This is a genomic window from Stenomitos frigidus ULC18 (assembly GCF_003003795.1).
In the GTDB taxonomy this organism is placed as follows: domain Bacteria; phylum Cyanobacteriota; class Cyanobacteriia; order Leptolyngbyales; family Leptolyngbyaceae; genus Stenomitos; species Stenomitos frigidus_A.
Genome location: NZ_PVWK01000117.1, coordinates 56428 through 80982 on the forward strand (window position 1 = coordinate 56428; position 24555 = coordinate 80982).

General features: G+C 51.8%; 24 protein-coding genes. 6 read left to right on the plus strand and 18 right to left on the minus strand.

Translation table 11 applies throughout. The features are described from left to right. Positions 1-38: 38 nt before the first annotated feature. From C7B82_RS21165 to rpsP, 5 genes are all read right to left on the minus strand, one after another. Positions 39-326 carry an MSMEG_0570 family nitrogen starvation response protein gene (locus tag C7B82_RS21165; protein ID WP_106258362.1) on the minus strand — a complete coding sequence of 96 codons (288 nt, stop codon included), beginning with the start codon at positions 324-326 and terminating at the stop codon, positions 39-41. Continuing rightward, complete coding sequence (locus tag C7B82_RS21170; RefSeq protein ID WP_106258363.1) at positions 319-1500, minus strand: MSMEG_0565 family glycosyltransferase; 1182 nt, start codon at positions 1498-1500, stop codon at positions 319-321. Before C7B82_RS21170 ends, C7B82_RS21165 begins: the two co-directional genes overlap by 8 nt. Then, positions 1484-2443, minus strand: coding sequence for a PhoH family protein (locus C7B82_RS21175; RefSeq protein WP_106258365.1), 960 nt, complete (start codon positions 2441-2443; stop codon positions 1484-1486). The genes C7B82_RS21170 and C7B82_RS21175 overlap by 17 nt, the downstream gene beginning before the upstream one ends. A gap of 145 nt (positions 2444-2588) precedes the next feature. Beyond that, positions 2589-3005, minus strand: a complete 417-nt coding sequence (locus C7B82_RS21180; protein ID WP_106258366.1) for a KH domain-containing protein — start codon at positions 3003-3005, stop codon at positions 2589-2591. Further along, positions 2998-3246, minus strand: coding sequence for a 30S ribosomal protein S16 (gene rpsP, locus C7B82_RS21185; protein WP_106258368.1), 249 nt, complete (start codon positions 3244-3246; stop codon positions 2998-3000). The genes C7B82_RS21180 and rpsP overlap by 8 nt, the downstream gene beginning before the upstream one ends. Before the next feature lie 296 nt (positions 3247-3542). On the opposite strand from rpsP, the gene C7B82_RS21190 reads away from it, so the two are divergent. Next, positions 3543-4439, plus strand: coding sequence for a tetratricopeptide repeat protein (locus C7B82_RS21190; RefSeq protein WP_219904619.1), 897 nt, complete (start codon positions 3543-3545; stop codon positions 4437-4439). A 54-nt stretch (positions 4440-4493) separates the two neighbouring features. Here the strand turns inward: C7B82_RS21190 and C7B82_RS21195 are convergent, their stop codons facing one another. From C7B82_RS21195 to C7B82_RS21220, 6 genes are all read right to left on the minus strand, one after another. Further along, entirely contained in the window at positions 4494-5111 is a 618-nt protein-coding gene (locus C7B82_RS21195) for a TMEM165/GDT1 family protein (RefSeq protein WP_106258372.1), read from the minus strand. Positions 5112-5582: 471 nt separating this feature from the next. After that, positions 5583-7346: a glycosyltransferase family 39 protein gene (locus tag C7B82_RS21200; protein ID WP_106258374.1), complete on the minus strand. Its 1764-nt coding sequence runs from the start codon at positions 7344-7346 to the stop codon at positions 5583-5585. Between the two features lie 8 nt (positions 7347-7354). Continuing rightward, on the minus strand, positions 7355-8089 hold the full coding sequence (locus C7B82_RS21205) for an amino acid ABC transporter ATP-binding protein (RefSeq protein ID WP_339375297.1): 735 nt from the start codon (positions 8087-8089) through the stop codon (positions 7355-7357). 79 nt (positions 8090-8168) lie between these two features. Beyond that, positions 8169-9053, minus strand: coding sequence for an amino acid ABC transporter permease (locus tag C7B82_RS21210; protein ID WP_245940025.1), 885 nt, complete (start codon positions 9051-9053; stop codon positions 8169-8171). Positions 9054-9205: 152 nt separating this feature from the next. Continuing rightward, on the minus strand, positions 9206-10081 hold the full coding sequence (locus C7B82_RS21215; RefSeq protein ID WP_181357598.1) for a transporter substrate-binding domain-containing protein: 876 nt from the start codon (positions 10079-10081) through the stop codon (positions 9206-9208). 170 nt (positions 10082-10251) lie between these two features. Beyond that, positions 10252-11976: an iron uptake porin gene (locus tag C7B82_RS21220; RefSeq protein WP_106258377.1), complete on the minus strand. Its 1725-nt coding sequence runs from the start codon at positions 11974-11976 to the stop codon at positions 10252-10254. Positions 11977-12293: 317 nt separating this feature from the next. Between C7B82_RS21220 and C7B82_RS21225 the strand changes: the two genes are divergently transcribed. Beyond that, the gene (locus tag C7B82_RS21225; protein WP_106258378.1) at positions 12294-13829 is read left to right on the plus strand and encodes a bifunctional aminoglycoside phosphotransferase/ATP-binding protein; all 1536 of its coding nucleotides are present in this window, start codon (positions 12294-12296) and stop codon (positions 13827-13829) included. 301 nt (positions 13830-14130) lie between these two features. Next, the gene (locus C7B82_RS21230) at positions 14131-14484 is read left to right on the plus strand and encodes a hypothetical protein (RefSeq protein ID WP_106258380.1); all 354 of its coding nucleotides are present in this window, start codon (positions 14131-14133) and stop codon (positions 14482-14484) included. 100 nt (positions 14485-14584) lie between these two features. Here C7B82_RS21230 and C7B82_RS21235 read toward each other — a convergent pair whose 3' ends face one another. The 5 genes from C7B82_RS21235 to C7B82_RS21255 all read right to left on the minus strand — a co-directional run bounded on the left by C7B82_RS21235 (position 14585) and on the right by C7B82_RS21255 (position 19890). Further along, complete coding sequence (locus C7B82_RS21235) at positions 14585-15274, minus strand: DUF4340 domain-containing protein (protein WP_106258381.1); 690 nt, start codon at positions 15272-15274, stop codon at positions 14585-14587. 156 nt (positions 15275-15430) lie between these two features. After that, on the minus strand, positions 15431-17194 hold the full coding sequence (locus C7B82_RS21240) for a GldG family protein (RefSeq protein ID WP_106258383.1): 1764 nt from the start codon (positions 17192-17194) through the stop codon (positions 15431-15433). A 114-nt stretch (positions 17195-17308) separates the two neighbouring features. After that, complete coding sequence (locus tag C7B82_RS21245; RefSeq protein ID WP_281259027.1) at positions 17309-18085, minus strand: ABC transporter permease; 777 nt, start codon at positions 18083-18085, stop codon at positions 17309-17311. An 11-nt stretch (positions 18086-18096) separates the two neighbouring features. Beyond that, entirely contained in the window at positions 18097-19131 is a 1035-nt protein-coding gene (locus C7B82_RS21250; RefSeq protein ID WP_106258385.1) for an ABC transporter ATP-binding protein, read from the minus strand. Positions 19132-19398: 267 nt separating this feature from the next. After that, on the minus strand, positions 19399-19890 hold the full coding sequence (locus tag C7B82_RS21255; protein WP_106258386.1) for a hypothetical protein: 492 nt from the start codon (positions 19888-19890) through the stop codon (positions 19399-19401). Positions 19891-19940: 50 nt separating this feature from the next. Here C7B82_RS21255 and C7B82_RS21260 point away from each other — a divergent pair, with 50 nt between their 5' ends. Both C7B82_RS21260 and C7B82_RS21265 read left to right on the plus strand, forming a co-directional pair. Further along, a complete protein-coding gene (locus tag C7B82_RS21260) occupies positions 19941-20468 on the plus strand; it encodes a putative toxin-antitoxin system toxin component, PIN family (protein ID WP_245940026.1) in 528 nt (175 codons plus the stop codon). Beyond that, the gene (locus tag C7B82_RS21265; RefSeq protein ID WP_106258388.1) at positions 20465-20710 is read left to right on the plus strand and encodes a toxin-antitoxin system HicB family antitoxin; all 246 of its coding nucleotides are present in this window, start codon (positions 20465-20467) and stop codon (positions 20708-20710) included. The genes C7B82_RS21260 and C7B82_RS21265 overlap by 4 nt, the downstream gene beginning before the upstream one ends. 479 nt (positions 20711-21189) lie before the next feature. Here the strand turns inward: C7B82_RS21265 and C7B82_RS21270 are convergent, their stop codons facing one another. Both C7B82_RS21270 and C7B82_RS21275 read right to left on the minus strand, forming a co-directional pair. Beyond that, positions 21190-22440 carry a cation:proton antiporter gene (locus C7B82_RS21270; RefSeq protein WP_106258390.1) on the minus strand — a complete coding sequence of 417 codons (1251 nt, stop codon included), beginning with the start codon at positions 22438-22440 and terminating at the stop codon, positions 21190-21192. Between the two features lie 256 nt (positions 22441-22696). Next, on the minus strand, positions 22697-23743 hold the full coding sequence (locus tag C7B82_RS21275) for a glucokinase (protein WP_106258392.1): 1047 nt from the start codon (positions 23741-23743) through the stop codon (positions 22697-22699). A 290-nt stretch (positions 23744-24033) separates the two neighbouring features. On the opposite strand from C7B82_RS21275, the gene C7B82_RS21280 reads away from it, so the two are divergent. After that, positions 24034-24555 (plus strand): tetratricopeptide repeat protein, encoded by a 522-nt coding sequence (locus tag C7B82_RS21280; protein ID WP_181357599.1) that lies wholly within the window; start codon positions 24034-24036, stop codon positions 24553-24555.

The window sequence follows — 24555 nt, forward strand, 5'->3', positions numbered from 1 at the left end:
TGTGTCGTGGATTGTGTTCAGAAACCCGGTTTCTTGCCTCACTCAATGAATTTGAGCAGGCGGACTTTGGGCTTAGTCACGTCGCTATACTTGCTTGCCATCGCTTCGATTTGCGCCAGTTGACCCAGCGCCAAGCCGCAAGGACGGCCATATTTTGCCCGCACACGATCGCTGGCGATATTGAGTGCAGTGCGCGATCGATCAATAAAATCAGTCAGTGCATATTCACTTCCTGACGTGAAATAGTCCTTCACGATCAGTGACGGCGAGTAGCACACCTCTTGCGATCCATCTGGTAATTCAATCTGGAAACGGATTTCAGGCATTGGTTAATGGTTGGTTGTTAGAAGTCAATAATTTATGATAATGAACCAAATGCATCTGTGCAGAAGCGTTCCAGGAGTAGTGAGGCAGAATGGTTTGGCTGTGCTGCACTAGAGAAGCGGCAAGTCTTGGTGCCAAAACTGATCGCATTGCCTGAGCGATCGCCGTTGGCGACCTGGGATCAACGAGCAAGGCCTGCTGTGCGGTCAGAAACTCGGTAAACGGTGGCTGGTTGGCAGTGATAACGGGAATACCACTGGCGATCGCTTCTAGCACCACTAAGCCCCACCCTTCTTTCACTGACGGAAAGACAAACGCATCAGCAAGGCGATAGAGCGCAGGCAACTCGGCATCTGGAATCACGCCTGGTAGAAGTAGCGATTCACCAATGCGAACACCCGTTTGCTCTACCAGGGCAAAAAACTCCTGGCGATACTCCTGATAGTCAAAGAGGGTGGCGCCACCCGCAATCATCAGTTGGGCTTGCGGGTGATCTGCCAGAATCTGAACGAAAGCTTGCAGGAGAGCGATCGCATTCTTGCGGGGTTCAATGCCACCCACTGTTAAATAAAATAGCCCATTTTTGATGCCTAGTCGCTGCTTCAATAGTGGTTCTGAACCATCTTGCTCAGCAGAAAACCGTAAAGTATCCACACCATTGATGACCCTCGGTGCCTGAATCTGGTATTGCTGCTGTAGCTCCGTTTGCCAGCGCGTACTAACGCAAAGACATAGGTCGGGGTCACGAATCGATCGCTCCTGGCACGCCTGTAAATAAGGGCTGTTGTAGGCTTCAATATGATGCACAGTACGAACAACGTGAGTCAAACGTTGTCGCTGTCTCAAGAGGGACAGCGCATTTGCACCAATGCAGTCTTGAGCATGGTAGCAGTCGTAGGTTTCGCTGGATTGGCTGAAATGCTCGACAAACTCTTGAATGCGTTGCTGAATAAGGGCCTCAATATCAGCAGGCGCGGGTTGGGCAGTAATGAGTGTGTGAGGGCATGAAAGGGGGCGATCAAACCCGGTGCCATCTTTATCCAACGCATAGACGCAAACATCCTGACCGATCGCGTGTAGTGCTTCTGCCAACTCCAGCGTATGCACAACGCTACCCCTGAGCTTGGTCGAGTAGGTCAGCAGTGCAATGCGGAGAGGCTTACTGTGGCTGCTCATGCTGTTCGTAAGCAGCCACAATGCGTTGCACTAGAGGATGGCGAACAACATCTGCTTTGGAAAGGTGACAGAACGCCACGCCCTCTACCGATTGCAGAATTTTTTGTGCCACGGCTAAGCCAGATGACTGGTGCTGGGGAAGATCCGTCTGGGTAAGGTCACCCGTCACCACCATCCGAGAGCGAAAGCCCAAGCGCGTCAGCAGCATCTTCATCTGCGATGGCGTCGTGTTCTGCGCTTCATCGAGAATGACAAACGCGTTGTTGAGTGTGCGCCCCCGCATGTAGGCGATCGGTGCGACCTCAATCACACCCCGCTCCATCAAGCTAGGAATCTTTTCTGGATCGATAAACTCGTAAAGCGCGTCGTAGAGCGGACGCAGGTAAGGATCAATTTTTTGCTGCAAGTCTCCTGGCAAGAAACCCAGTTTTTCGCCTGCTTCTACTGCCGGACGCGTCAAGATGAGGCGCTCGTACTGGTTTGCCAACAGCGCTTGCACAGCCAGAACGGCTGCTAGAAAGGTTTTGCCCGTACCGGCTGGGCCAATACAAAAGGTCAGGTCGTGGGTGCGAACGGCTTGAATATACTGTCGCTGCCGAAAGGTTTTGGCGCGAATATCTTCACCACGACGAGTGTGTGCCAACACGTCATGCCGCAGTTCATGTAGCTCATCCTGCTGCTGGGTATCCAACGCATGACGAGCAGTCAGAATATCGACACCCGAAATGGCGGTGCCGCCAATCCAAACGTCTTCAAGGGCTCTCACTAAACGCGTTGCCAGATCAATTTGATTCTCTGTACCTGAAATGCGTAGATCCTGCCCACGCAGCACTAGCGTTGCGCCGGTTTGTCGCGCTAACGTTTTCAGATTTTCTTCTCGCTCACCAGCGAGGGCGATCGCGCTTGCAATACTCGGCAATTCAATGGTGACAGCCTCTACCATGCAATCAATTTTGGGTTAGCCAATCAATCAATTTGAGTAATCCGCAACGCTTATGAGAAGGCAAAAACGCCTGGCTCCTTTAGGTTTGGATCTTGCAGGCGTTGTGTTAGATGTATTCAGGTTTGGTCAGCGTGACCAATGAAGGTTAGACCTCGGGAGGGCTACTGCGCGATCGCAACTTTGGTGGCTCTTTGACTCCCGAAGACCGTCGTGGTGGTGGCTTGTCGATCACATCCTCGCGATCGATCTCACCATCATTACCGCCCTGAGCGGAGCTACCAAATACGTCTAAATAAGCGGAGTAACCAGCCGCACGAGCCGCCGCCTCTAGCACCGAGCGAATAGCCTGGATGTTACGACCACCTCTGCCAAAAACACGCCCCTTGTCAGCACCCTCAAACGCTACGCGCACCCAAACCTTGCCCCGGCTGGGTGACACTTCGCAGTCTACCTTAAGCGACTCCGGTAGCTCCAAAAATGGCTCTACCAAAAACGTGACCAGTCTTGCGTAGTCCGGCTCAGTTGCTTCAGAGGTAGCAGATTTGGCGTTCGTCTCAGGCATTGACCTGTTCAAAAACGTTGGCTTTTTGCAGAATGCTGCGTACCGTATCGGTTGGCTGTGCCCCATCTTTCAATCGCTTGACGATCGCGGGTACATCTAACCGAGTTTCGTCAGTTCTGGGGTTGTAAAAGCCCAATTCTTCCAACGGGCGTCCATCCCGACGATCGCGGCTGTTCATCGCCACAATCCGGTAACTAACCTCACGCTTCTTGCCGTATCGCTTCAATCGCAGTTTGATCATGGTGCTGTGCGGATTCTTTCTATTACTTAATGTCTAGGATCACTTGAAATTCAGGGGAGCGGTCAACCTTTAGCCAACGGCAAAAAATCGACAGACTACTGGAACCTATCATCCTATCACGGACAAGTTTTAATGCCCTAGCGCAGCCCATATTTTATAACGGGTTTCCAAGCGGCGTCTAACTTTTTTTGCGTTATCTTCTCTTTTCTAAAACCTTCCACCTGTTTTTGCCATCGTTTTGCCATCGTAAAGGGCAATTGTCGTCGATAATGGCAGTAGAGTTTCGAGGCAGCTTTGTGACTGATAAGCGCAATCGGTGGATTATCAATGTCGTTCTAATTCTGGCAGTCGTTGCCTTCGTGGGCTTTTCGCTGATCCCACTGATTGACGCCGCTTTTAAGGGCAACCAGAGTCAGACAGCTGCTAGCCCAACCCCGACGCAATCTGCTAGTGCTGTTCCTAAGAAAGAGGAGCTAGAGGCACAAGCGAAGGGCTATGAATTAGTGCTGCAACGAGAGCCCGAGAACCCGACAGCGCTGCGAGGACTGCTGGAAGCAAAACTGGGGCTAGGCGATGTAAAGGGCGCGATCGCCCCACTTGAGAAGCTGGCGAAACTGAACCCAAATGAAACCGAGTATGCCGTCCTGTTAGCGCAAGCGAAACAGCAAACCAACGATCCAGAAGGAGCGGCTCAAACCTACCGGGATATTCTGAAGACGAAACCGGGCGATCGCAATGCGCTACAAGGCTTGACTAATCTGTTGTTGCAACAAAAACGCCCCGAAGCGGCAGTTGGGTTGTTGCAAGACACCATCAAGACCGCACCTCAAGTGAACAAAATTCAGGCAGGTAGCGTGGATGTCGTGTCTGTGCAGGTTATTTTGGGACAGGTGTATGCGTCTCAGAAGCGCTTTGATGAAGCGATCGCAGTTTTTGACGAAGCAACCAAAGGCAATAAGCAAGATTTCCGTCCAGTCCTTGGCAAAGCGCTGATTTTGAAGGAACAAGGCAAAACGGATGCTGCTAAGCCACTCTTTGCCAGCGCTGCCGAACTAGCGCCCGCTCAGTTTAAAGATCAGATTAAGCAGCTTGCCAATGCGTCTTCACCAGGAGCAAGTGTTCCAGCACCGACTGCTACACCGGGCGCTGCACCGAGCCCAACGCCAAGTAGCGCTCCGGCACGGACTCCTTGAGGCTTTTCATCCGTAGAGCCGTTACCCGTAACGGCTCTCAGACAGCCACTTCTCTTACGCTCCTTCCATCCAGGCAATGATGCCAAACACGATAAAGAGCAGTCCGCCTAGAGTTGTGATCAGCCTTTCTGAGAGATGTGCGGCGAGTAAGCGTCCGCCAACAACTGCGATCGCTGCGCAGATGGCATGACCTAAAATGGCACCGGCTGTAACACCCCAGGGATCATTTGCAGCAGCCAGTGCAATTGTCGCAAACTGGGTGCGATCCCCCCACTCTCCCATAAACGTCAACGCAAACGCCTGTATAACAACCCCTCGTCGTGTCCCCTGTTTTGCGGCTACCGTATCAGCCTGTTGAATGGTTTCTTCGGCTTCTTTCACCTCATCGCAAAGGGCATTGCTGGACATTTGCTTCGCGTCGTACAGCAACTTTAAGCCAAAGCCGATAAACACCACGATCTCAGCGACATGCAGCAAGGCTTTGGGCAGCAGCGAAACGACCTGCCCCATCAAGACCGACAGCACAGTCATTGCTGCTAATGCGGCGATCGCCCCTATAAACACCAGACGACGAGAATGCCGCATTGCCAAAAGCATCGCGATAAAAAACGTTTTATCGCCCAGCTCCGACATCGTAATCAACAATAATCCAGCCGTAAATGCTGTCAGCATTTCATCAAACTCCTCAGATTTTTGCTATCTAAGTGAGCTTGATGAGAACTGCAATAGCTTCACCAAGCTCACAACTCATGTGAACTTAGTGAAGGTCTCGCTTGCAAACAGCAGTCAGCGGTCAGCCTTCAACACTCAGCTTTGGAAATGATTCAATCATCAAAGCTGAGCGCTAAAAGTTGAGTACTAAAAACTTTTTGTCATCTGAGCCAGGCTCATCGCCAGTATGTTGACTCAAATGGGCTGGCGGTACACCAGCAGCTACTCCCCTTCGGACACTACTATTGTACCAGGACACTTGCGCAAAAGCTGTCGAAGTTCGCCTCCTAGCCCCCAAGATTGGGGGAACTGAGCTTATTAAAGCCCCCAGAATATAGTCCTTACCGGGCATACAAGAAAGGGGGTTTGGGGGCAAATGCGTAAGTCCTATGTACAAGTGATCCATAGTGTAAGAAACCGGGGAAAGACTGATTATTCTGGCACTTGCCAGACGCGAGCAGCCGGTAGGATGGGCTGAAGTGTACCGCGAGATCGCTCTAGTGCCACTCTGAGCGGTTTTGAAGGACGGAAGGCAAAGATGGTAGAACCGTCTGTTTGTGATGCGAATGATTGAGTTGCAACCCAATTGACATTTTGGCTTAGTAGCAGCATCCGCACATTGGGATGCAACCGATAGCTCAGTGAAATCAAGTCGCCGAGGTTGGTAAAATCATCGCCACGATCGCTCAGAAGCAGCGGCGACGGTGCAGCGTTAAGGCGATCAGCAACGGCCGCGTTAAAGTAGCTCGGTACGTTGTGCCACCACGTAAAGGAGGCTGCGCTCACCGTGCAGGATGCAAGGCTGGCAGTAAAGAGAGTGAGCAAAACGAGCCGCCAAAACCAACGGTTGAGAAACGTCAGAGTATAGGGCGTGAGACGCCAAAAGCGGGAAGATCCAGTCCGCTGAGGTTTACTGCTGAGGTAATGGGGCTTTGGTGAAAGCCTCTTTGCCAAAAAGTAAGCGACCGCCAACTGCACGCCGGGATAGCAGGAGATCAAGTAGCGACTCACCGCCGATCGCTTGCTGCCCAGCACAAGATCAGGCAGTGCCAGCCCCAAAAAGGGTACCACCGTCGACGTCCACACGAAGAGCGAGATCCCGCGATCGCAGCGTCGGTAAAGCGTGTAGAACGCCAGCACAATCAGCACCACAATGGGGACTCGCAGTACAAACGTCCAGAGATTGTCAAAGCCAACATCCAGATCAAAAAATAAGGCTGTAAAGCTGAGTGTCCACAGCTTGACCAGGTAATCTGAACCCGGCACATTTGCGGCCCAGTTGGTTGTGTTGAGGGTGCGCTGGAAGCCCGTTAACATCACAAACAGCCATGGCGCGTAAAGGAGACCAGCGATCGCCAGCGCCAGCCAGAACTGAAGGATGCTTTGACGACTTGTCTGTCTGTGAGTGCCTATGACCAGAATGATGTAAACCGCATGACCGATGAGCGTCAAGGCAAAAAAAGGGTGAGTGTATAAACCCAGCGTGACTGCCAGGGCATATAAACCCCAGTGTTTCCAGACAGTAGGTGGGCGTTTGAGCACGTCACGCGAACAAACTTTTTGGATGCCAGACAGCCGAATGGCTCGCAGCAGTAAGTAGTGACTGGCGATCACGGCGAGTGTCAGCAAGCTATACTGCCGCGCCGTTTGAGCAAACAACAGGTCAAACGGAGAAAGAGCCAGAAAGACCGTCGCCAACAGTGCCGCCGCTTGAGAAGCAAATAGTTCCCAGGCGAGGGCGTACATGAAGGGTAGTGATAGCAGGCTCAGCAGCACTGGGAGCAGTCGCGATGCCGTGAGTGGGCTGCCAAAGATCGCTTGCATTGGTGCGCCCAACGCCTGAACCCAAAAGCGATCGAGCAAAAAATAGAGCGGTGGATGCTGCGGATCTTCCAGTGCTAGCGATCGTACGGTGTCGGCTGGAGTGCTGCCTGGTTTGATCTGTTGGAACCGCAGTAAGTCTTTCGCTGAAAAGACCTGGTTCTGGAAAATCTCCTGACCAATTTCTTGCACCGTGTAGCCAGAAGCTCGCAGTGACGTATACACTTCGTCATGCCAATACACTTTATGGTTCAAGTTGACGAAGCGAAAGACAACTCCTACAACAAGCAGGAAAATGACCAACCAGTGTAACCAGGCAGGAGACAGCGGACGACCTGGGTCAACCTGGCTCAGCGATGCTGTCTGACGGAACATCCCAACCTCTAAAGCATCTTTTCGAGGAACTGCTTGGCACGATCGCACTGTGGATTAGTGAAAAACGTGTCGGGTTCTGCATCTTCGGCTAAACAACCTTCATTGAGAAACCAGATGCGATCGGCAACTTCACGCGCAAAGCCCATTTCGTGGGTCACGATCGCCATCGTCATTCCCGTTTTTGCTAAGCCTTTCATTACTTCCAACACTTCTTGCACCATTTCGGGGTCTAGTGCAGAGGTCGGTTCATCGAACAAAATCACGTCGGGTTTCATTGCCAGAGCACGGGCGATCGCGACTCGTTGCTTTTGCCCGCCAGAAAGCCGGGACGGGTAAACGTCCGCCTTCTCCTGCAACCCGACTTTTTCCAGCAGTTCTATGCCCAGTTGCTTAGCTTCGTCAGAGGACAGCTTTGAGACTTTAATCGGTGCATAGGTCACGTTTTGCAGTACGGTCATGTGCGGAAACAGGTTGAACTGCTGAAACACCATGCCCAAATGTTGACGCACGTTTGAGATGTTGGTCTTGGGCGCTGTAATATCCTCGCCTTTAAAGTAAATATGTCCTTGAGTCGGTGTTTCCAGCAGATTCATGCAGCGCAGCAGCGTCGATTTCCCACAGCCAGACGGCCCAATCACCGCCACCACTTCACCCTGGCGGATTTCGGTGGAAATATCTTTCAGCACATCCAGCTTGCCAAAGGACTTAAACAGCCCTTCCGTTTTAATAATGGTTTCACTCACGGCTTTAAACTCCTGATCTAAATAGTTTAAGCGTAACGTCTGCTACTAGGATGGCGCACCGATCGCACGGATTACTGCGTCATTCGCTACGTCTTAGCCGTGTTTCGAGTAGACTGGCGGCGTAAGTCAGCCCCATGACTAAAACGTAGTAGATCAAGCCAGCAAACAGCAGCGGCTCAAAATAGATGTACTTGTTGGCACCGACAATTTGTGCAGCGCGAAGAATTTCCACAACGCCAATGGTGGAAACCAGCGAAGAATCTTTCAGCAAACTGATGGTTTCGTTCACCAGAGCTGGCAGAATGTTTTTCAACGCTTGCGGCATAATCACATCCCACATCAGCCGCCAGTAGGGGACGCCCAACGACAGTGAGGCTTCTGCTTGTCCTTTATCCACAGCCTGAATGCCTGCCCGAATGGTTTCAGACATATACGCGCCAGAGTTGAGCGTAAAGGTCAGCACGCCTGCCTGATAGGGCGTGATGTTGTAACCCGTCAACTGTGGGGTCGCGAAGTAGACCAGCGACAACTGCAACAGCAGCGGTGTACCCCGAAAAATGGTGGTATAGATAAACGAAAACCATTGGAGCGGCTTGACACCCGAAATTTTGCAGAGGGAGAGCGCGGAAGCCCACACCAGACCCAGCAGCACAGACGAAATGGTGAAAATGAGGGTGACGGGGATGCCTGCCAGAATAAAGGGAATATCTGGGGCGATGCGTCTAAAATCGAGATCGAAACCGCCTTTGCTGGCAGGGGCATCAGTGGGCGGCGGCGGTGCCTGGGCGACGATCGTAGTCTTCTGATCATTCGTAGCAATGCTTTCAATGGCAGTTGTAGCACTTTGCGCGATCGACGGCAGCGGTTGTGCCACCAGATGACCTGCCAGCAGAATCACTAGGAAGGTTTGGAGGGCAACGATCGCCCAGCGCGATCGCAGGTGGGTTAAAACAGGGAATCTCACAGCACGTTTATTGAAGCGTAGGAACATAAATGCCTTTCAATGCAGCAGACAACAGGGCAAACGAGGGACATAAACAACTGCTTCTGTAGGGACGTTACATGTAACGTCCCTACAGAAGGCACGAACAGCGTTGAACTATCCCTGTAAGATGACTAGGGAGATTTTTTGGGCGAAGGCGACATGGCACCAGAGGGTGACATAGAGCCAGACGGTGATGGCGATGGCGATGGCGGGACACTGGTGGCGAACCATTTCGCCGCAAGGGTTTTGATTTCACCACTCGCTTTCATTTTTTCTAGCGCCTTGTTGAAATCAGCAACCAGCGGCGACCCCTTAGGAAACGCAACGGCAGAACCAGAGGGGCCTTCGGGTGGAATGACGTTAAAGACCAGATCGCTATTGGAATCGGTAAAGCCTTTTGCAACCGTATCTTCAACGATCGCGGCATCAATGCGCTTGGATTTGATTTCCTGAATGATATCAGGCACTTTGTTGAGTTGCTTGACCTTCATACCAGACACTTTTTCGGCAATCTTTTTCGCATCGCCTTCCTGAATCGAACCCAACTGCACGCCTACCGTCTTGCCTGCGAGATCTTTCGTCGTCTTCAGATTGCTTGTCTTCAGCGCGATGATAGTGTTTTTGGCATCGTAGTAGATGGTCGAGAAATCAACGTTCTTCTGGCGTTCGGGTGTGGGTGTCATGCCCGCCATGACAAAATCAGCCCGCTTCGCTTGCAATGCAGGCACTAGGCCATTAAAGTCCGATTCGCTAATCTTCAATTCGTAGCCCAATTCAGCTGCAATTTTAGTGGCAATCTCCACATCAAAGCCAACGATTTTACGCTCACCGCTGGCAGTGTCATAGAACTCATAGGGTGGATAGTCAGGCGATGTCACCATCGTCAGCACCTTTTTGCCGCTGCTTGAGGTAGGCGATTGCCCTGGTTGGGGTGGTTCGCAGCTTGCCAGTGCGCTGACAGCAACGGTTGTTGTCAATAACAGTGTTAAAAGCGATCGACGTTTCATCAAATTTTTTCCTTATCAAAGAGTCGTATGGGCGTTCAAGGGTCTGTCAATCTATCAGGCAAATTTCACACGATCGTGGCAGCTTGCAAAGCCCCTGGCATAATTCTTAGCGTCACAAATAGCCTCAGCCAAACTTTAAACCAGGGGCGAGTGTGCCTTAAAGAGACGGCCTAGAACACAAAGGTTGTGCGGATGACACCAATCACAGCATCTGGGTTGCGATCGTCGTGGTTAGGAGCCGTTAGCCAGATCACACCGGGCGTAATCGAAATATTGTCTGTTAGCTGATAACGGTAGAACGCTTCGATGTGGTAGCCTGTGCTGCGATCTTCACGTTGCCCAGCAGGAAGCCCGATCGCGCTTGCAAACGCTGCGTTGCTTGTACCGGTTAGCCGTGGCTGCATCCCAAAGACAATGCCGCCGAGGTTGCCTTTTTTGCCCAAGTCAGGAAAGGCAAGATCGATCGAAAAGTTCCAGATATCGGCATCGCCTTTAGTGCCTGAGCCCAGTGCGCGTGCTTGGGTCAGCCCCACCCAACCGCCGATTTCAAACCAACTCGTGATGCGATAGTCCAGTTGGACGCTATAGCCATTGCCGATCACTGGCCCCGCTCCCAGTATTTTTGCGGCGTTGCTGCCAGCCAGCGTATCCACCCCAAACTGTGGCGAGTAAGAGTTGATGTAAAAGAAGCCCAGCTTGAACGTACCGGAGTAAAAGATTAGGTGAGCAAAGGCGCTATAGCCTGCCTTAAAGAGCCCAAGCTGAGGGTTGTTGGGGCTATCGCCTTCACCCTGATAACCAAAGTCAAACTGGAAATTAGGGCTAATGGCATAGTTGACGGCAACGCCCGCCTGGTTGCCGATCGGGAACCAAACCGGATCAATTTGGGCGAAATTTGACGGCGATCCCGTTGCCTGGTCATTGAACGGAGTGATGGGATCAGTGACGATCGAGGGGTCGATCGTGTTTGCATCTACAAACACCGTCAGTTTCTCGCCCACCGGAAAGCGATACTGCAAGCGGTTGATCGTCACATTGCTGTTAGAACTCGTGCTGGTAGCCAAAAAACGCGTTTCGTCAGACAAGTCACTGGTGGCCCTACCCACTGGCGACACGCCAAACACGTCACCCACATCAAACTTCCGCAAGTTTGTGGCTTGCAGTCGCGTTCGCAGTCGATCTTTGCCGGTGAAGCTCGTGTCAAGGTCGAGACGGAGACGGTAGCCAATGGCTGCGTTATTCCGTGGGCCAGCACTATCACCAAAGGCATCGGCAAGATAGGTGATCAACTCTGTGCCGACTTTCGTGGTAGTTGAAAACTGCTGCTTCTCTAGAGTCGCAGTACGGGCTTCAAGCGCGCCCACACGACCCCGTAGAGTCGCAAGCTCGGCAGCAAATTCTTCCTGGAGCTTTTGCAGTGCTAGCAAATCTTCTTTTTTAACGAGATCAGCAGTGCCAGCAGCAATGAGTTCATTAATGCGATCCATGCAGGCATTGAGCCCAGCCGCAAATTCGTAACGGGTCAGCGCACGGTTGCCGCGATAAGTTTTGTCGGGGTAGCCAACAATGCAGCCATAGCGCTCGACCAGCGATTGCAGCGCCTGAAAAGCCCAGTCAGTCGGCTTTACATCCGTCAATTGAGACACAGAGGTGACTTGATCCACCTCAGCGATCGACGCATCGGCCTCTTGCAACGCTGTAACTGCCTCAAGCGATGGCTCTGGACTAAGGGATTTGGCCGTCTGGCTGACTGCTGCCGATGACTTTAAAGCCGCATTCGGGCGAGTCGTACGTTCTGGCAGCTTTACATCAGCCAAGGCTGTTTGCTCAAGCAGCAGCCCACTACCCATCAGCGCCACGCTAGCACCCAGGGCGCTCAACAAAAACTTCTTCATATGTTGTCTCACTCACACCACAAAAACAGTTGATTAGCAAACACCGTCTCATTCAGGTCGGCTGATGACTAAAACTTCTGATGACTCATAGAAAGCATCACGAACGCAGAGCAAGCGCGCTCAGTAACCTTTTATTAAACACACAAACCCGATCGCCAGACACGTTTTTGCGAAATGTAACCAACTAGCAGGGCGAAACTTGTCAAAGCTTCCTAACTCAAACAAATTTGACATCAGAACCGAGAACCCTATGATTAAAAAGCTTGCACCACAAGAGATCTGTTAGATTTGATCACTTTTCAACGAAATCACGACTCATGACTGATGCTCTTCTTCCTGCTCTCATTCAACAGATGACGGCACCAGCGTTCTATCCTCATCCTGTCAAGGAGCCGATTCAATGCATTCAAACTCATATTTCTTATGTCTTACTAACGGGCGACTATGCCTACAAAGTAAAGAAGCCAATGAACTTTGGCTTTCTTGACTTCTCAACGCTAGAGAAACGACAGCATTTTTGTGCCGAAGAATTACGCCTGAACCAGCGCGGTGCCGCAGCCTTGTACCTGGACGTTAGCCCCATCACTCAAGTAGGCGATCGCTTTCAGCTAGGCGGCATCGGTGATGCAGTTGAGTACACCGTCAAGATGCGTCAGTTTCCACAGTCCAGCTTATTTACAGAACTGTTCGATCGCGGCGAGTTGACGGCATCGCTACTGGAGCAGTTAGCACGAGTGCTGGCAAACTTTCACGCTCAAGCAGCAACCAATGACTACATCCGCAGTTTTGGCACTGTCGAAAACATTCGGCTTGCGATCGACGAAAACTACGACCAGACGGCCCAATACGTCGGTGGCCCGCAAACCCAGCAGCAGTTAGACGAAACGCGCCAGTACACCGATCGCCTATTCGCGGAACAGCAAGCCCTTTTTAACAGCCGCATCGAACACAATTGGATTCGGGAATGCCACGGCGACGTGCATCTACGCAATATTGCTCTCTGGCAAGAAAAAATCTGGCTGTTTGACTGTATCGAGTTCAACGAGCCGTTTCGGTTTGTCGATGTCATGTTCGACATTGCGTACATCATCATGGATCTGGATGCGCGCGATCGCCGCGATCTCAGCAATCTGTTCCTTAATGCTTACATTGAGCAAACCGGCGACTGGGAAGGCTTACAGGTGTTGCCTCTGTACCTTAGCCGTCAATCCTACGTGCGGGCTAAAGTCACCTCCTTTTTGTTGAGCGATCCATCTGTCCCAGAGCCCGTCAAACAAGAGGCTGCTGCCACTGCGGCTCGCTACTACCGCCTGGCGTGGGAATATACACAACCACAGAAAGGACGCTTGATTTTGATGGCAGGTTTATCTGGTTCTGGCAAAAGCACTACAGCCCGCCATCTAGCCCAAACGCTGGGAGGCATTCAAATTCGCTCTGATGCGGTTCGTAAACATCTGGCAGGCATTCCTTTAGACACCCCAGGCAGCGATGATCTCTATACCGCCGCGATGACACAAAAGACGTACGATCGGCTCTTACAACTCGGCATCACTCTGGCAACCCAGGGTTACACAGTGATTCTCGATGCCAAGTACGATCGACAACCGCTGAGACAAGCCGCGATCGCGCAAGCCGCCGCACACCACTTACCGCTGCAAATTCTCTACTGCACAGCACCGCTACCCGTTCTACAAGAACGCCTACAGCAACGCCACGACGATATTTCTGATGCCACGGCTGACCTGTTACCACAGCAACGTATGGACACGTTTGGCAACGATGAGCAACCCTACATTACGACGTTAGACACAACGCAAGACCTGAAAGCACAATTAGATCAGGCAGCAGGCTGAAGGAGTTGTTGCTTCTAAAGCCCTAAAGCCTTTCAGGCGTACAAGAAAGAACAGACAAGTTTTTTAGAATGAATCAGAAGGCAGGAGTCAAAATTAACTCAAAACTCTCTAGCTTGTCGGTGCAAAGCGTAGCCCAAAACTCAAAATATTTCCTATCCTGCGGGAAGCCAACGCTACCGAAACGCGAAGCGTTTCTTGCATGCCTAAGGCTATACAAAACTCAAAACTTCCCTCACCCCTCACTCCTCACCCCTCACTCCTCTCCCCTTACTTCCTTTCACCCACTCCCCACTGAGCAGCGATGTCCAAAAAACCAGATTTCGACGTAGGCTTAGCGACTGGTGTGCAGTACTGGCTAGTGTTCATGCTTGGTTTAGCTGTGTTAGGGTACAGTCCCCTTCTCAGCATTACGTTTGGGGCGATCGGTGGCGTTGCCAGCGGGATCATTGCAGCATGGCTCAAGCCTAAAGCATCCTATGTGCCGACTAAAGCAGAGAAGCAGACAAAAGAAGAAGAAGAAGGAAAAGAGGTCACAACAGTTGTCGAACCAAAACGACGATCCAGGTTTCGTAAATACGGTACTCCTGTCGCTCGTCGCCAGCATCAATCGCGCGGTCGCAGACACTTTGGTTGGCTGTTTCGTCGAAAAGTTTAGTGGGTGTAAAGAAATAAACGGTCAGTAGCCAGTCATCCTGGTCTCTGTCGGGACGTGACCTGTAACGTCCCGACCCTATGTAAGTCCGTGCCATGACGCTTTAGGGCTTTTTAGACCCAGGTTGCGTCACTTTTGGGGTTGGCGACGACTGGGCAGCTGGTTCTTTAACCTTCCAGTCAGCTAATGGACGATTGACCGCATTCTCGAAATCGGTGGAAACCAGTAGCACTGTCAAATCAGTTTTCGTCTGAGCAGGCGGATCAACCTGAGCGTACAAAGCGCTGCGGTTGAAGTTCGGCTTACCAAGCACCAGGCGATGGGTTTGCTGACTGGCAAGCTTCACGTCAGCGATCGCGATCGGCTTGTCCAACCCAAACTCTGCTTGTTTCGCGGCGGATACCGTGAGCGTTTGCTGTCGCTTTCCGGTTACCAGCAGGTTGAGTAGATATGCGACTGAGGCATCGTTTGCCACCGTTTGTTCTGGTGCCGTCATCGCCCAGGTCAGTGTCTCGGTTGGTGTCGCTTTTGGTGACGCTGGCTGAGGCTTCGCTGGCTGGTCAGGCTTGGCACCAGGCAATCGTGCCGCTGGAGTTTTGGCAAATGCCAGGGTTTGCGTCGGTGTGGTGAGGGTGAGCGATCGCACCTCCTCTTCTTTAAACGCAAATAGCTGCTCAGTTTGAGCCTTTGCCGTTTCTCGCTGAGGTTTTCCCTGCACCTCATAAAGATAGACAAACGCACCCAGGAGCAGCGCGATCGCTAACAAAATCAACGGCGTTTTTTGAAATTTCATAACCGGAAGGAACGTTTTGAGTTTTGAGTTTTGAGATTTGAGCTGCTTGAGCAGTCAGCGGTCAGCGGTCAGCTTTTTTCTCACTAATAACCAACAATGAACAACCCCTTCAGCCTTCAGCCTTCAGCCTTCAGTCCTCTGCCCTCTGCCTTCTACTTACCGTCTCTTCCACCAAACCCCAAACGCAGCGCCAAACCCAATCAGCGGGAGAATGGCGATCGCGGTCCAGGTTGCCAGACTTGCCTGCTGCCCCGACAAGCCGAGGCGACGATTTTTGGCTTCTTTGGGACGAATGGAAAGGGACTGGTCATCAGCGTGACTAAGCCAGCGCACTGAGTTGATGAAGACATCGCCATTGATGCCCTGATTCACGCCCCCATCTTCGGCAAAGCGGGAGTTGCCGATCACGACCAGCCTGGATTCTTTGGGTTTCTGATCGGTCGTCGTTGGACTGGCGGCCACAGAAGGGCTGGGTGACGGATTCGCTGACGCAGAAGGGGAAGGACTGGAAGGACTGGGTGACGGCTTTGCCGGACTCGCTGAGGCTGAGGGAGACGGTTTTGGAGACGTGCTTGGTGAGGGACTGGGCGATGGTTTTGGTGCCGCGACCGCTGGCGTTACTGTGCGGGTGAGAGCAAAACCGATGACTAAGGGACCGGGGCGATCGCTGGCCTGGTCAAACTTCAGCGGTTGCGCTTTGACGTTGCTTTCGGCCCAGCTTCGTTCACTGGTAAACAATAATGGTGTGGATTTCACGTCGGTTTGGGGTTTCACATCGATCGGCTGCGCTAGCGGATAAATCGAGAGTGCATTGCCAAAATCCTTGGTAATCGGATGGTTGCCGTACTGGCTGACTGACGAAAACGCCGGCCCCAACTGAGATAAGCGGCCAGAGACATCAATCACGACCCGTTTGTCTACCGTCACGCCCCAGTTAGTGAGCAGGCTATCCAAACCCGGAGTCGTATTAGGATCGAGCATTAAAAACAGGTTGCCACCGTTCTTAAGGTATTCATCCAATGCAGTGACCTCTGGAGCGAGCAGCGGCTTTTGCGGCCCTGCTAGCACCAGCACATTCGCATCGGCGGGAATAGTGGCTGTTTCCAGCAAGTTGAGCGGTTTGACGGTGAAGTTTTTCTCCTGCAATCCTTTCACGGCGGCTGAAATTGCGCCCTGCGACTGGTCGATCGGGTGTTCACCATGTCCCTGAATCACGTAGGCAAACGACTGACGATTACTCACCAGTTGCTCCAAAGCGCCAGTCAGCTTAACTTCTGACAGATAACCCCCGTCGCCAACCAGACTATCCCCCGTCGTGGGCGCGATCGTCTGTACATACTGCTTGCGTCCTTCCGGCTGGATCTCGGCAATCACATCACCGTTGCTCTTGACTTCTAGCCGCTGTACAACCGATGGCTGCGAATTTGGATCGACAAACTCATAGCTCAGCCGATCGCTCTGACGGTGATAACTTTCCAACAACTCGCGATCGCGCGCACTGGGCTGTGGCACAAACACCCACACCTTCACCGGCTGCTTCAGATTCTTCACCAACTGTTGCGTTTCCGGTGCCAGCGAGAACAACTGATTCTCCGTCAAATCCAGCCGCCCCACATGGTTCGCTGCCAGGAAATTGATCAGCCCCAAAATCGCCAGTACTGAGAGCGTCGTGATCAGCGCATTTGCACCAACTTGAGTCGATCGCTGGCTCCAAAACCCCGGCTGTGTGGATTGTTCAGCATAGGTAGACTGAAACACCAGCCATAGACCAACCACGACTACGCCTGCAATGACGAGCCCCAACGGAATGGGACTAAAGGAGCCAGAAACCAGACCCGCGATCGCGCCTGCAGCCACCAGCATCGGCCCCAGCCAGAAGAGGTATTTAAGGTATTTCAGATTGGGAGAAAACGTTTTCATATCAAAAGAAGAAAAATAGAGTCAAGAGAAACCGGGTTTCTGGGCGCAATATTGGGCACTGGCGGCATGTGCGGTGAAGAAACCCGGTTTCTGCGGTTCACGAGTTTCTGCGGTTCACGATCGCTGGAAGCGAAACGCATCGATCGACTGCGCCGTCAAAAAGAGTCCCAAGACAATGTAGCTGCCAAACAAAACCAGGCTACTGCTGTCGAGAATGCCTTGGGTCAGATTGTTGTAGTGCTTCAGCAAAGACAGATGTCCTAACGCGGCGCCAGCGGGACCACCCAGCTTTTGACCGAGAATTTCGACAACCCAGAGGAAAAGGACTAAGCCAAACGTACCGATCGCGGCCAAAATCGTGCTGTCTGTGAGCGAGGAAATGAACATCCCCAGAGACAGAATGGCAGCAGCCAGGAGGATTAAGCCCAGATGTGCCACCAGCACGATGCTAAAGCTGAACGGCGGTGTAGTGGTGCTGAAGACGATCGCCTCATAGATCAGCAGCGGCAGCACCATCGTCACAAAAAACGTCAACACGCCTAACAGCTTGCCAAGCGCAACCGCCCAGTTGGTAATCGGCGAGGTCGCTAAAAGCTCCAACGTGCCACGCTTGCGTTCTTCGGCATACAGACCCATCGACAAGATCGGCAAAATGAATAGCGCAATCGAACCCAGGGTGCTTAAGAAAAACTGCAAGAACTGATAAGGCACATCGATCGGCGACGCGTAGCCTGCACTATCGGCATAGGCAACCTGTTGCGTAATGCCGCCTAAAATCGAAACAAAGAAAAAGCCTGCTAAAAGCCAGAACACACCCGCGATCACGTAGGCAAGGGGCGACGCAAAGTAGCTCTGCAACTCGCGGCGGTAAATAGCCAGAATGTTGCTCATAATCACACGCATTAAGCTGCTTCTCCCGCTGATGGTTCAGCCTCTTCGCCCTCGGATTCGCCATCAGATTCCAGGTCTGTGGCGGCATCCAGAGGCTTCTCTTCAGTCGTCAGTTCTAAAAAGACATCTTCGAGCGTGGCTTGCGATCGCCGCATTTCGTACAATCCCACACCCGCGCCAACGACCGTCTTCGCGATATCTCGACCGACTAACTCGGTGCCAGATTCGGCAATCACCCGCAGCTTGTGGTGTTCCGGCACGTCACTTGGTGCTTGCTCGACCAGCTTGACGTTTGGTAAGCCCTGAAGAAAGATCACTAAGCGAGACTGAATATCTGCCGCATCGCCCTCGACTTCAAGTTCATAGCCAGAACCACCCGTTAACTGTGCCATCAGGTTTTCGGGTGTGTTCGTCGCCACGACTCGACCTTTGTTGATGATGGCAATGCGATCGCACGTCATGCTGACTTCCGGCAAGATGTGAGTCGAAAGAATGACAGTATGATCGCCTGCCAGATTTTTGATCAGACTCCGAACTTCGGCAATCTGACGTGGGTCTAGCCCCACAGTCGGTTCATCCAAAATAATGGCAGGCGGATCGTGAACGATCGCCTGTGCAATGCCCACCCGCTGTCGATAGCCTTTAGACAGCTTGCGAATGAGCGTCTGGCTCTTTTCGGTCAGGTTGCAGCGTTTGATGGCAGTTTGGACTCGATTCGGGCGATCGCCTGCATTCACGCCTTTAATGCGCGCGACGAAATGCAAAAAGCCTTCGACCGTCATATCGGTATACAGCGGCGGCGTTTCGGGCAAGTAGCCGATATGCTTCCGCACGGCCATCGAATTTTCGTGGACTTCAAACCCTGCCACTTTTGCCGTACCGGCTGACGCTGGCAGGTAACCCGACAAAATCCGCATCGTGGTCGTCTTCCCGGCTCCGTTGGGCCCCAAGAACCCCAAAATTTCCCCTGGTTCCACCGCGAACGTGACATCCTCAATGGCAGGGGTTGAGCCGTAAACTTTGCTTAAGTGCTCAACTTCAATCATGTGAACCTCACGAATCAGGGCAGCTTGATATTACCCATCTCTACCCCAGGTTATATCAGTTGAGGCGTTACAGGGACAAGCTAAGTTTCATTGGAGGTAATGAGTGAGGTTGGGGAAGTGATCGCTACAGGGTGATAAGAACGGTTAGCGGTCAGCCGTCAGCGGTCAGCCGTCAGAAAAAAGCTGATAGCTGATAGCTGATAGCTGATAGCCAATCCTAACCTGTACCGCTATTTTCAACAGGCTCTCACTCGATCGCCCCAGACCCTAAAGATATTCCACTATCGTCGGCTCTTCTGGGATGAACCGTGGCTGCAGATTTGCTTTCTTGTTCTTCCCTCGCAACGAGCCAATCTGGATCGGCGTTTTGAGCAACTCTAGCTCCTGCACTTCCCAAAAAATTGCCCAACTGGGGCGATCGGTAGCTGTCGATTTGGGACGAAAGATGGCTTTGTCGGGATAGCGACCACGCCGAGATCCGACCGAACCGATGTAAAGTCCACGCCAGGTCACTTTGGGGTTCAATGGTTGCTCTCCTTTGGCGTTGGCGGCGTAGATGAAAACCTCGATCGCCTTCCCAGCACGCAGTTTCTCAACTTCCGCAAACACTTCAAAGGCCATGCTGCCAAAGGCAACTTTGGGTGAGTGATCGGGTGGCAAATCGTCTGCATCCAGTTGAGCAGCGATGGCTTCTAGCCCAGACATTAAGTCTATTTCTGGTACTGAAGCAAGGAGAGCGAAGGCACGAGTCTTTTGCATGAGGTCACGAATACAGCAAAGCAATCTCTCCAAACTACTGGAAACTGACATTGCCGTCCAATACTCGAAGCTTAACCGTTACTTACTGGCTTGAGGATGAAATATGTGAAAAGGTGATTGCTTCCCCCTGGAGTTCTCATGACGCTTCTATGCCAATTCCACAAGTTGTCCTTGATACCAACGTCATCGTTGCTGGCTTACGTTCTCGACGAGGCAGTGCTTTTCAGTTACTAACCCTGGTAGGCACAAAAAAGTTTGAGATTCACCTTTCGGTGCCATTAGTGCTGGAATATCGAGAGGTACTATCGAGAGAATTAGCAAACTTGTATGTTAGTGCGATAGATATAGAGGACTTCATTGAGTTTCACTGTTCCGTCGCAAAGAGACATCGGATCTTCTTTCTTTGGCGTCCGTATCTCCCTGATCCAAAAGACGATATGGTGTTGGAACTGGCAGTGACGGCGGGATGTGATAGCGTAGTGACATATAATATCCGCGACTTTGTTGGAACCGAGAAATTTGGCATCAAAGCAATTACACCTGGGGAACTTTTGAGAGCAATTGGAGCGTTGCTATGAGTCACGTAAATGTTCAGCTTCCTGACTCTTTGTACAAAAATCTGCAAGTTTTGGCAGAGCAAGATGGCATTACCGTTGACCAGTTCATCGCGACAGCCGTTGCGGAAAAGATAGCCGCTTTGACAACCGAAACCTATTTGAAAGCGTTGGCGCAACGCGGTAGCAGAGATAAATATGAAGCCGTGTTGACGAAAGTCCCTGACGTAGAGCCAGAAGCTTACGACCAACTGCCAAAGTGCTAACCATTCGATTGTATGGCTTGAGGTGCCAGGTGAATCATGGGTGACGTCGCACCAGCACCTTTGAAGGCGGCGATCGCTCGCTTAGAATAGCGACAAGCCCGGTTCATGCCTGGAAAGAATATTGGTGATTTGTTGTAACCTTAATGCGATCGAGCAGACGTAAGGACAGCTCGTTCTGTCGTTATTGCAGCAAATTCGGATGTGACGACAACTTGTTTTGGACTAACGACAACTCGTTCTGTTGTAGCGCCTAGCGATGCTGTTCTGATGATCACTCCTCCCCTCTGCACGATCGCTCTTACCAAAACATTTTAAGCTCAGGTAACTACAAGCTCAGGTAACTAAATTTGGCGCGTCTCTGGGAGGAAGGAGCGATCGCACCAATGTGAGCAGGGCGTCAAACATACAGCTTTAGCCTTTTCTAGGAATACCCTCAATAGCACGATCGGGCTCAGCAAATAAACTTTAGAGTGAGCACTTCACTTTTCAAGTAATACTTTTTCTGAAGCATTACTGCCCTCAATATTTTTTTCGTACCACTTCATAAGAGGAGTCGAACTAACCCCATGTAGCACAACTGAAAGCACAACTGTAATAAAGGTAATCCAGGCAATTAATTCGCCTGTTTCACCACTTAGTCCATGCCCAAAGGCGTAAGTCAGGTAATAGAGGGAGCCAACGCCGCGGATGCCAAACCAGCCGAAGAGCCACCGTGTAGCAGGGTGAACCGGAGAGCCGATTGTGCTCAGCCAGCTTCCTAACGGCCGAATGACAAAGAGCAGTAGCCCTGCAATCAGGAGGGCTGGAGCCGCAAAGCGGACGATCGGCTCTAAACGCAGCATGGAACCCAGCAGTAGAATGGCTGCTACCTCAGTCAATTTTTCGAGGCGCGCAATAAAGCGAAGTTGGGAGTTGGATTTGTCAGGGTTGTCTGTGCGACGCTGCATGGCAATACCTGCTACAAAGACAGCGGCAAAACCATAACCATGCACTAACTCAGTCAATGAGTACGTAATGAGGATGGTGGCAAGGGCAACAAAGTCTTCAATGAGATCATCGACTGGACGATACCGCTGCAGACGTCGATCGATCCATGCAACCGCTCTGGCAACGGCAATACCCATCACCATACCAGCAGCGATCGCCCAGACTAAATCGATGCCAACCCATTGCACGAACCAGTTTTGCCAGTTGTCATTCTCAAGCCACCGTAACCCGAAATAGACAAACGGAAAGGCCAGTGCGTCGTTCAAGCCGCCTTCGGAGGTTAAACCAAAACGCAATTCATCTCGATCGCAAAGACCATCTAGCTGCACTTCTGATGCCAATACCGGATCGGTCGGTGCCAGAATTGCGCCCAACAAAATAGCAGCGCCCCAGTTTAGCTGTAAACACCAGTGTGCGATCGCTGCCACAGCAAAAATTGAAAGGGGCATCAGAAAGCCGATTAACCGAATGGTCGAATTCCAGGCCCATGCTTTAAGCGGGCGATTCATTTTCAAGCCGCAGCCAAAGAGCGAAATCAACACAACAAACTCCGTCAGCCGCTCTAAAAACTTTGCGTCGGGACGTAATTGAATGAGGTTGAAGCCATAGGGGCTGAGCGCCACACCCACAATGAGATAGATGAGCGCATAGGAGAGCGGTAAACGCGCGATCCATCCTGACCCCAGTGTGATTAGCAGCAACAGCAAGCCAAGGACTAACAGGTCAAGAATGTAAATATCCACACACAGTTTGATAAGCGATCTTCTCAACTTTAGGCAGTGGGTGGGCGATCGTAATGCAACCTGTGGGGGATTTTGGGGATGAGGCGGGAGGCGGGAGGGAGGAGAATTTTGAGTTTTGAGTTTTGAGTTGGGAGAGTAGTGAGTTTTGAGTTTTGGGCTACGCTTTGCGCTGGCAAGCTAGAGAGTTTTGAGTTGGGAGATGAGTGAGTTGAAGCGGACTGCTGATTGCTGAAAGCTGACCGCTATAGACCGTTTCTCAAAGTTTCGAAGAGTACAAGGCAGCGCCGATGAGTCCGACTTGCGGGTTCAGCACGATATGGACAGGCACCATTTCGAGCAACGGCAGCATGCGTCCTTTGTCGATGAGTGAGCTGAGGAAACTACTGTCCTGGATGAGCGGCAAAATCTTGGGTGCGATGCCGCCAGCGATATACAGCCCACCGTACGGCAGCAGCTTGAGTGCCAGGTTTCCGGCTTCGGCACCATAGGCATCAATGAACATGTGCATAGTTTGTTCTGAGAGCCGATCGCTCTTTGCCAACGCAGCTTGGGCGATCGCAGCAGCAGGGTCGACGCTCTTTTCGCGCCCGATTTCGCGCTCCCAGGTTTGCACGATTTTGCCTACATCAGGCGATTCTTCAGCAGACTGGCGATCGCGCAAAAATTGATAAATGGCAACAATGCCCTGCCCAGAAACGACACGTTCTACAGAGAGGCGCTGAATATTATGTTTTTCGAGCAGGTAGCGCGAAAGCTGAAATTCGATTCCCGATCGGGGTGCAAAGTCAGAGTGTCCACCCTCAGAGCCATAGACCTGATAATCGCCCTCTTGATAGATGAGGAAGCCCTGTCCTAATCCTGTGCCAGCGCCAATGACGCCGATCGGGGCATGGGGATTGCGCTTGCCAACTTGCAAGGTCAGTAAGTCGTCGGCTTCTAGCCCCAGCACGCCGTAACCCACAGCCGCAAAATCATTAATCAGCGACACGCGATCGATGTCTAGCTCTTGACTGAGGCGTGAAGCCGTGAGCGACCAGCAAAGATTGGTGAGTTTAGAGGTGTCATCAACCACAGGGCCGGCGATCGCGAAACACGCCTTCTCTGGGGCAAAAGGCTTCCCGGTTGCTTGCTCTGCCTCCGCCAAAAACTGTCGCACCATTGGCACCAGGTCGGGAAAGCTGGCACTGCGATAGCGGTTTTCGTGCAGTGACTTGAGCGTGTTTCCAGATGCTGAAGGCGTTGCCTCAACTAGGCGCAGAATTGTTTTTGTACCGCCAATGTCGCCAGCCAGTAATACCGTCATGCTTTGCTTACTCCATGCTCTGAACTAGCTTCATCACGTCTATTTTATTTACCCAAGCTTAATGCAGGCTAAGGCAAGCCATACGTTTACCAAAGGGTTCCAACTATCAGAACGAATGCCTGGTTTGCAAAAAAGCGAACGGCCAGGCTTGACCTGAACGCTCAAACGGTATCTTATCGTGACAAACCCCGGATCCGTTGTCTGCCCTGCTGCATAGAATGAAGAAACCCCAGTCAGAATGCCTGACTGCAATCCACTCACCGCGATGACGATCAATGAAGTTTAGACTTTTGGCTAAGAATTTTAGTGCCTCGACGATCGCCCTGCTCGTGATCATTGCACCTGTGATATCACCTGCGGCAGACGATCGACCGCTGGAACGATCGCCGCTGCCAGAGACGACGTCAAGCAGTCCGGCAGTGATCCCGTTAACTGAGCCACAGACGCCAATAGATTTCGTTAAACGGGGCGTGGCGAAAAGCAGCAAGAAGGACTTTGAAGGCGCGATCGCGGATTTTAATCAGGCCATTACGCTCAAACGAGACTATGCGCCTGCTTATTACAACCGGGGCTATGCGTACGTTCAAACCAACAATCGACGTGCAGCGATCGCGGATTACAGTCAGGTGATCTTGCTAAAACCAAATAATGCCTATGTTCGCTATGAGCGTGGTGTACTGCGGGTAGAGGCGGGGGAGAAGGAAGGCGCGATCGAGGACTTTCAACAGGCTGCCACTCTGTTTAAGCAACAGCTCAACGGCAAATGGCAAGACCGGGCGTTAAACCAACTCCAGCAACTTCAGCAGTCGTGA

Bases quoted from the DNA above. Each gene is read 5' to 3' on its own strand.
- C7B82_RS21275 (WP_106258392.1), bottom strand. From the start codon at position 23,743: ATGACGGTATTACTGGCTGGCGACATTGGCGGTACAAAAACAATTCTG.
- C7B82_RS21230 (WP_106258380.1), top strand. From the start codon at position 14,131: ATGTCCAAAAAACCAGATTTCGACGTAGGCTTAGCGACTGGTGTGCAG.
- rpsP (WP_106258368.1), bottom strand. From the start codon at position 3,246: ATGATCAAACTGCGATTGAAGCGATACGGCAAGAAGCGTGAGGTTAGT.
- C7B82_RS21165 (WP_106258362.1), bottom strand. From the start codon at position 326: ATGCCTGAAATCCGTTTCCAGATTGAATTACCAGATGGATCGCAAGAG.
- C7B82_RS21265 (WP_106258388.1), top strand. From the start codon at position 20,465: ATGAGTCACGTAAATGTTCAGCTTCCTGACTCTTTGTACAAAAATCTG.
- C7B82_RS21200 (WP_106258374.1), bottom strand. From the start codon at position 7,346: ATGTTCCGTCAGACAGCATCGCTGAGCCAGGTTGACCCAGGTCGTCCG.
- C7B82_RS21240 (WP_106258383.1), bottom strand. From the start codon at position 17,194: ATGAAAACGTTTTCTCCCAATCTGAAATACCTTAAATACCTCTTCTGG.
- C7B82_RS21175 (WP_106258365.1), bottom strand. From the start codon at position 2,443: ATGGTAGAGGCTGTCACCATTGAATTGCCGAGTATTGCAAGCGCGATC.
- C7B82_RS21220 (WP_106258377.1), bottom strand. From the start codon at position 11,976: ATGAAGAAGTTTTTGTTGAGCGCCCTGGGTGCTAGCGTGGCGCTGATG.
- C7B82_RS21170 (WP_106258363.1), bottom strand. From the start codon at position 1,500: ATGAGCAGCCACAGTAAGCCTCTCCGCATTGCACTGCTGACCTACTCG.
- C7B82_RS21195 (WP_106258372.1), bottom strand. From the start codon at position 5,111: ATGCTGACAGCATTTACGGCTGGATTATTGTTGATTACGATGTCGGAG.
- C7B82_RS21180 (WP_106258366.1), bottom strand. From the start codon at position 3,005: ATGCCTGAGACGAACGCCAAATCTGCTACCTCTGAAGCAACTGAGCCG.
- C7B82_RS21245 (WP_281259027.1), bottom strand. From the start codon at position 18,085: ATGAGCAACATTCTGGCTATTTACCGCCGCGAGTTGCAGAGCTACTTT.
- C7B82_RS21215 (WP_181357598.1), bottom strand. From the start codon at position 10,081: ATGAAACGTCGATCGCTTTTAACACTGTTATTGACAACAACCGTTGCT.
- C7B82_RS21235 (WP_106258381.1), bottom strand. From the start codon at position 15,274: ATGAAATTTCAAAAAACGCCGTTGATTTTGTTAGCGATCGCGCTGCTC.
- C7B82_RS21225 (WP_106258378.1), top strand. From the start codon at position 12,294: ATGACTGATGCTCTTCTTCCTGCTCTCATTCAACAGATGACGGCACCA.
- C7B82_RS21255 (WP_106258386.1), bottom strand. From the start codon at position 19,890: ATGCAAAAGACTCGTGCCTTCGCTCTCCTTGCTTCAGTACCAGAAATA.
- C7B82_RS21250 (WP_106258385.1), bottom strand. From the start codon at position 19,131: ATGATTGAAGTTGAGCACTTAAGCAAAGTTTACGGCTCAACCCCTGCC.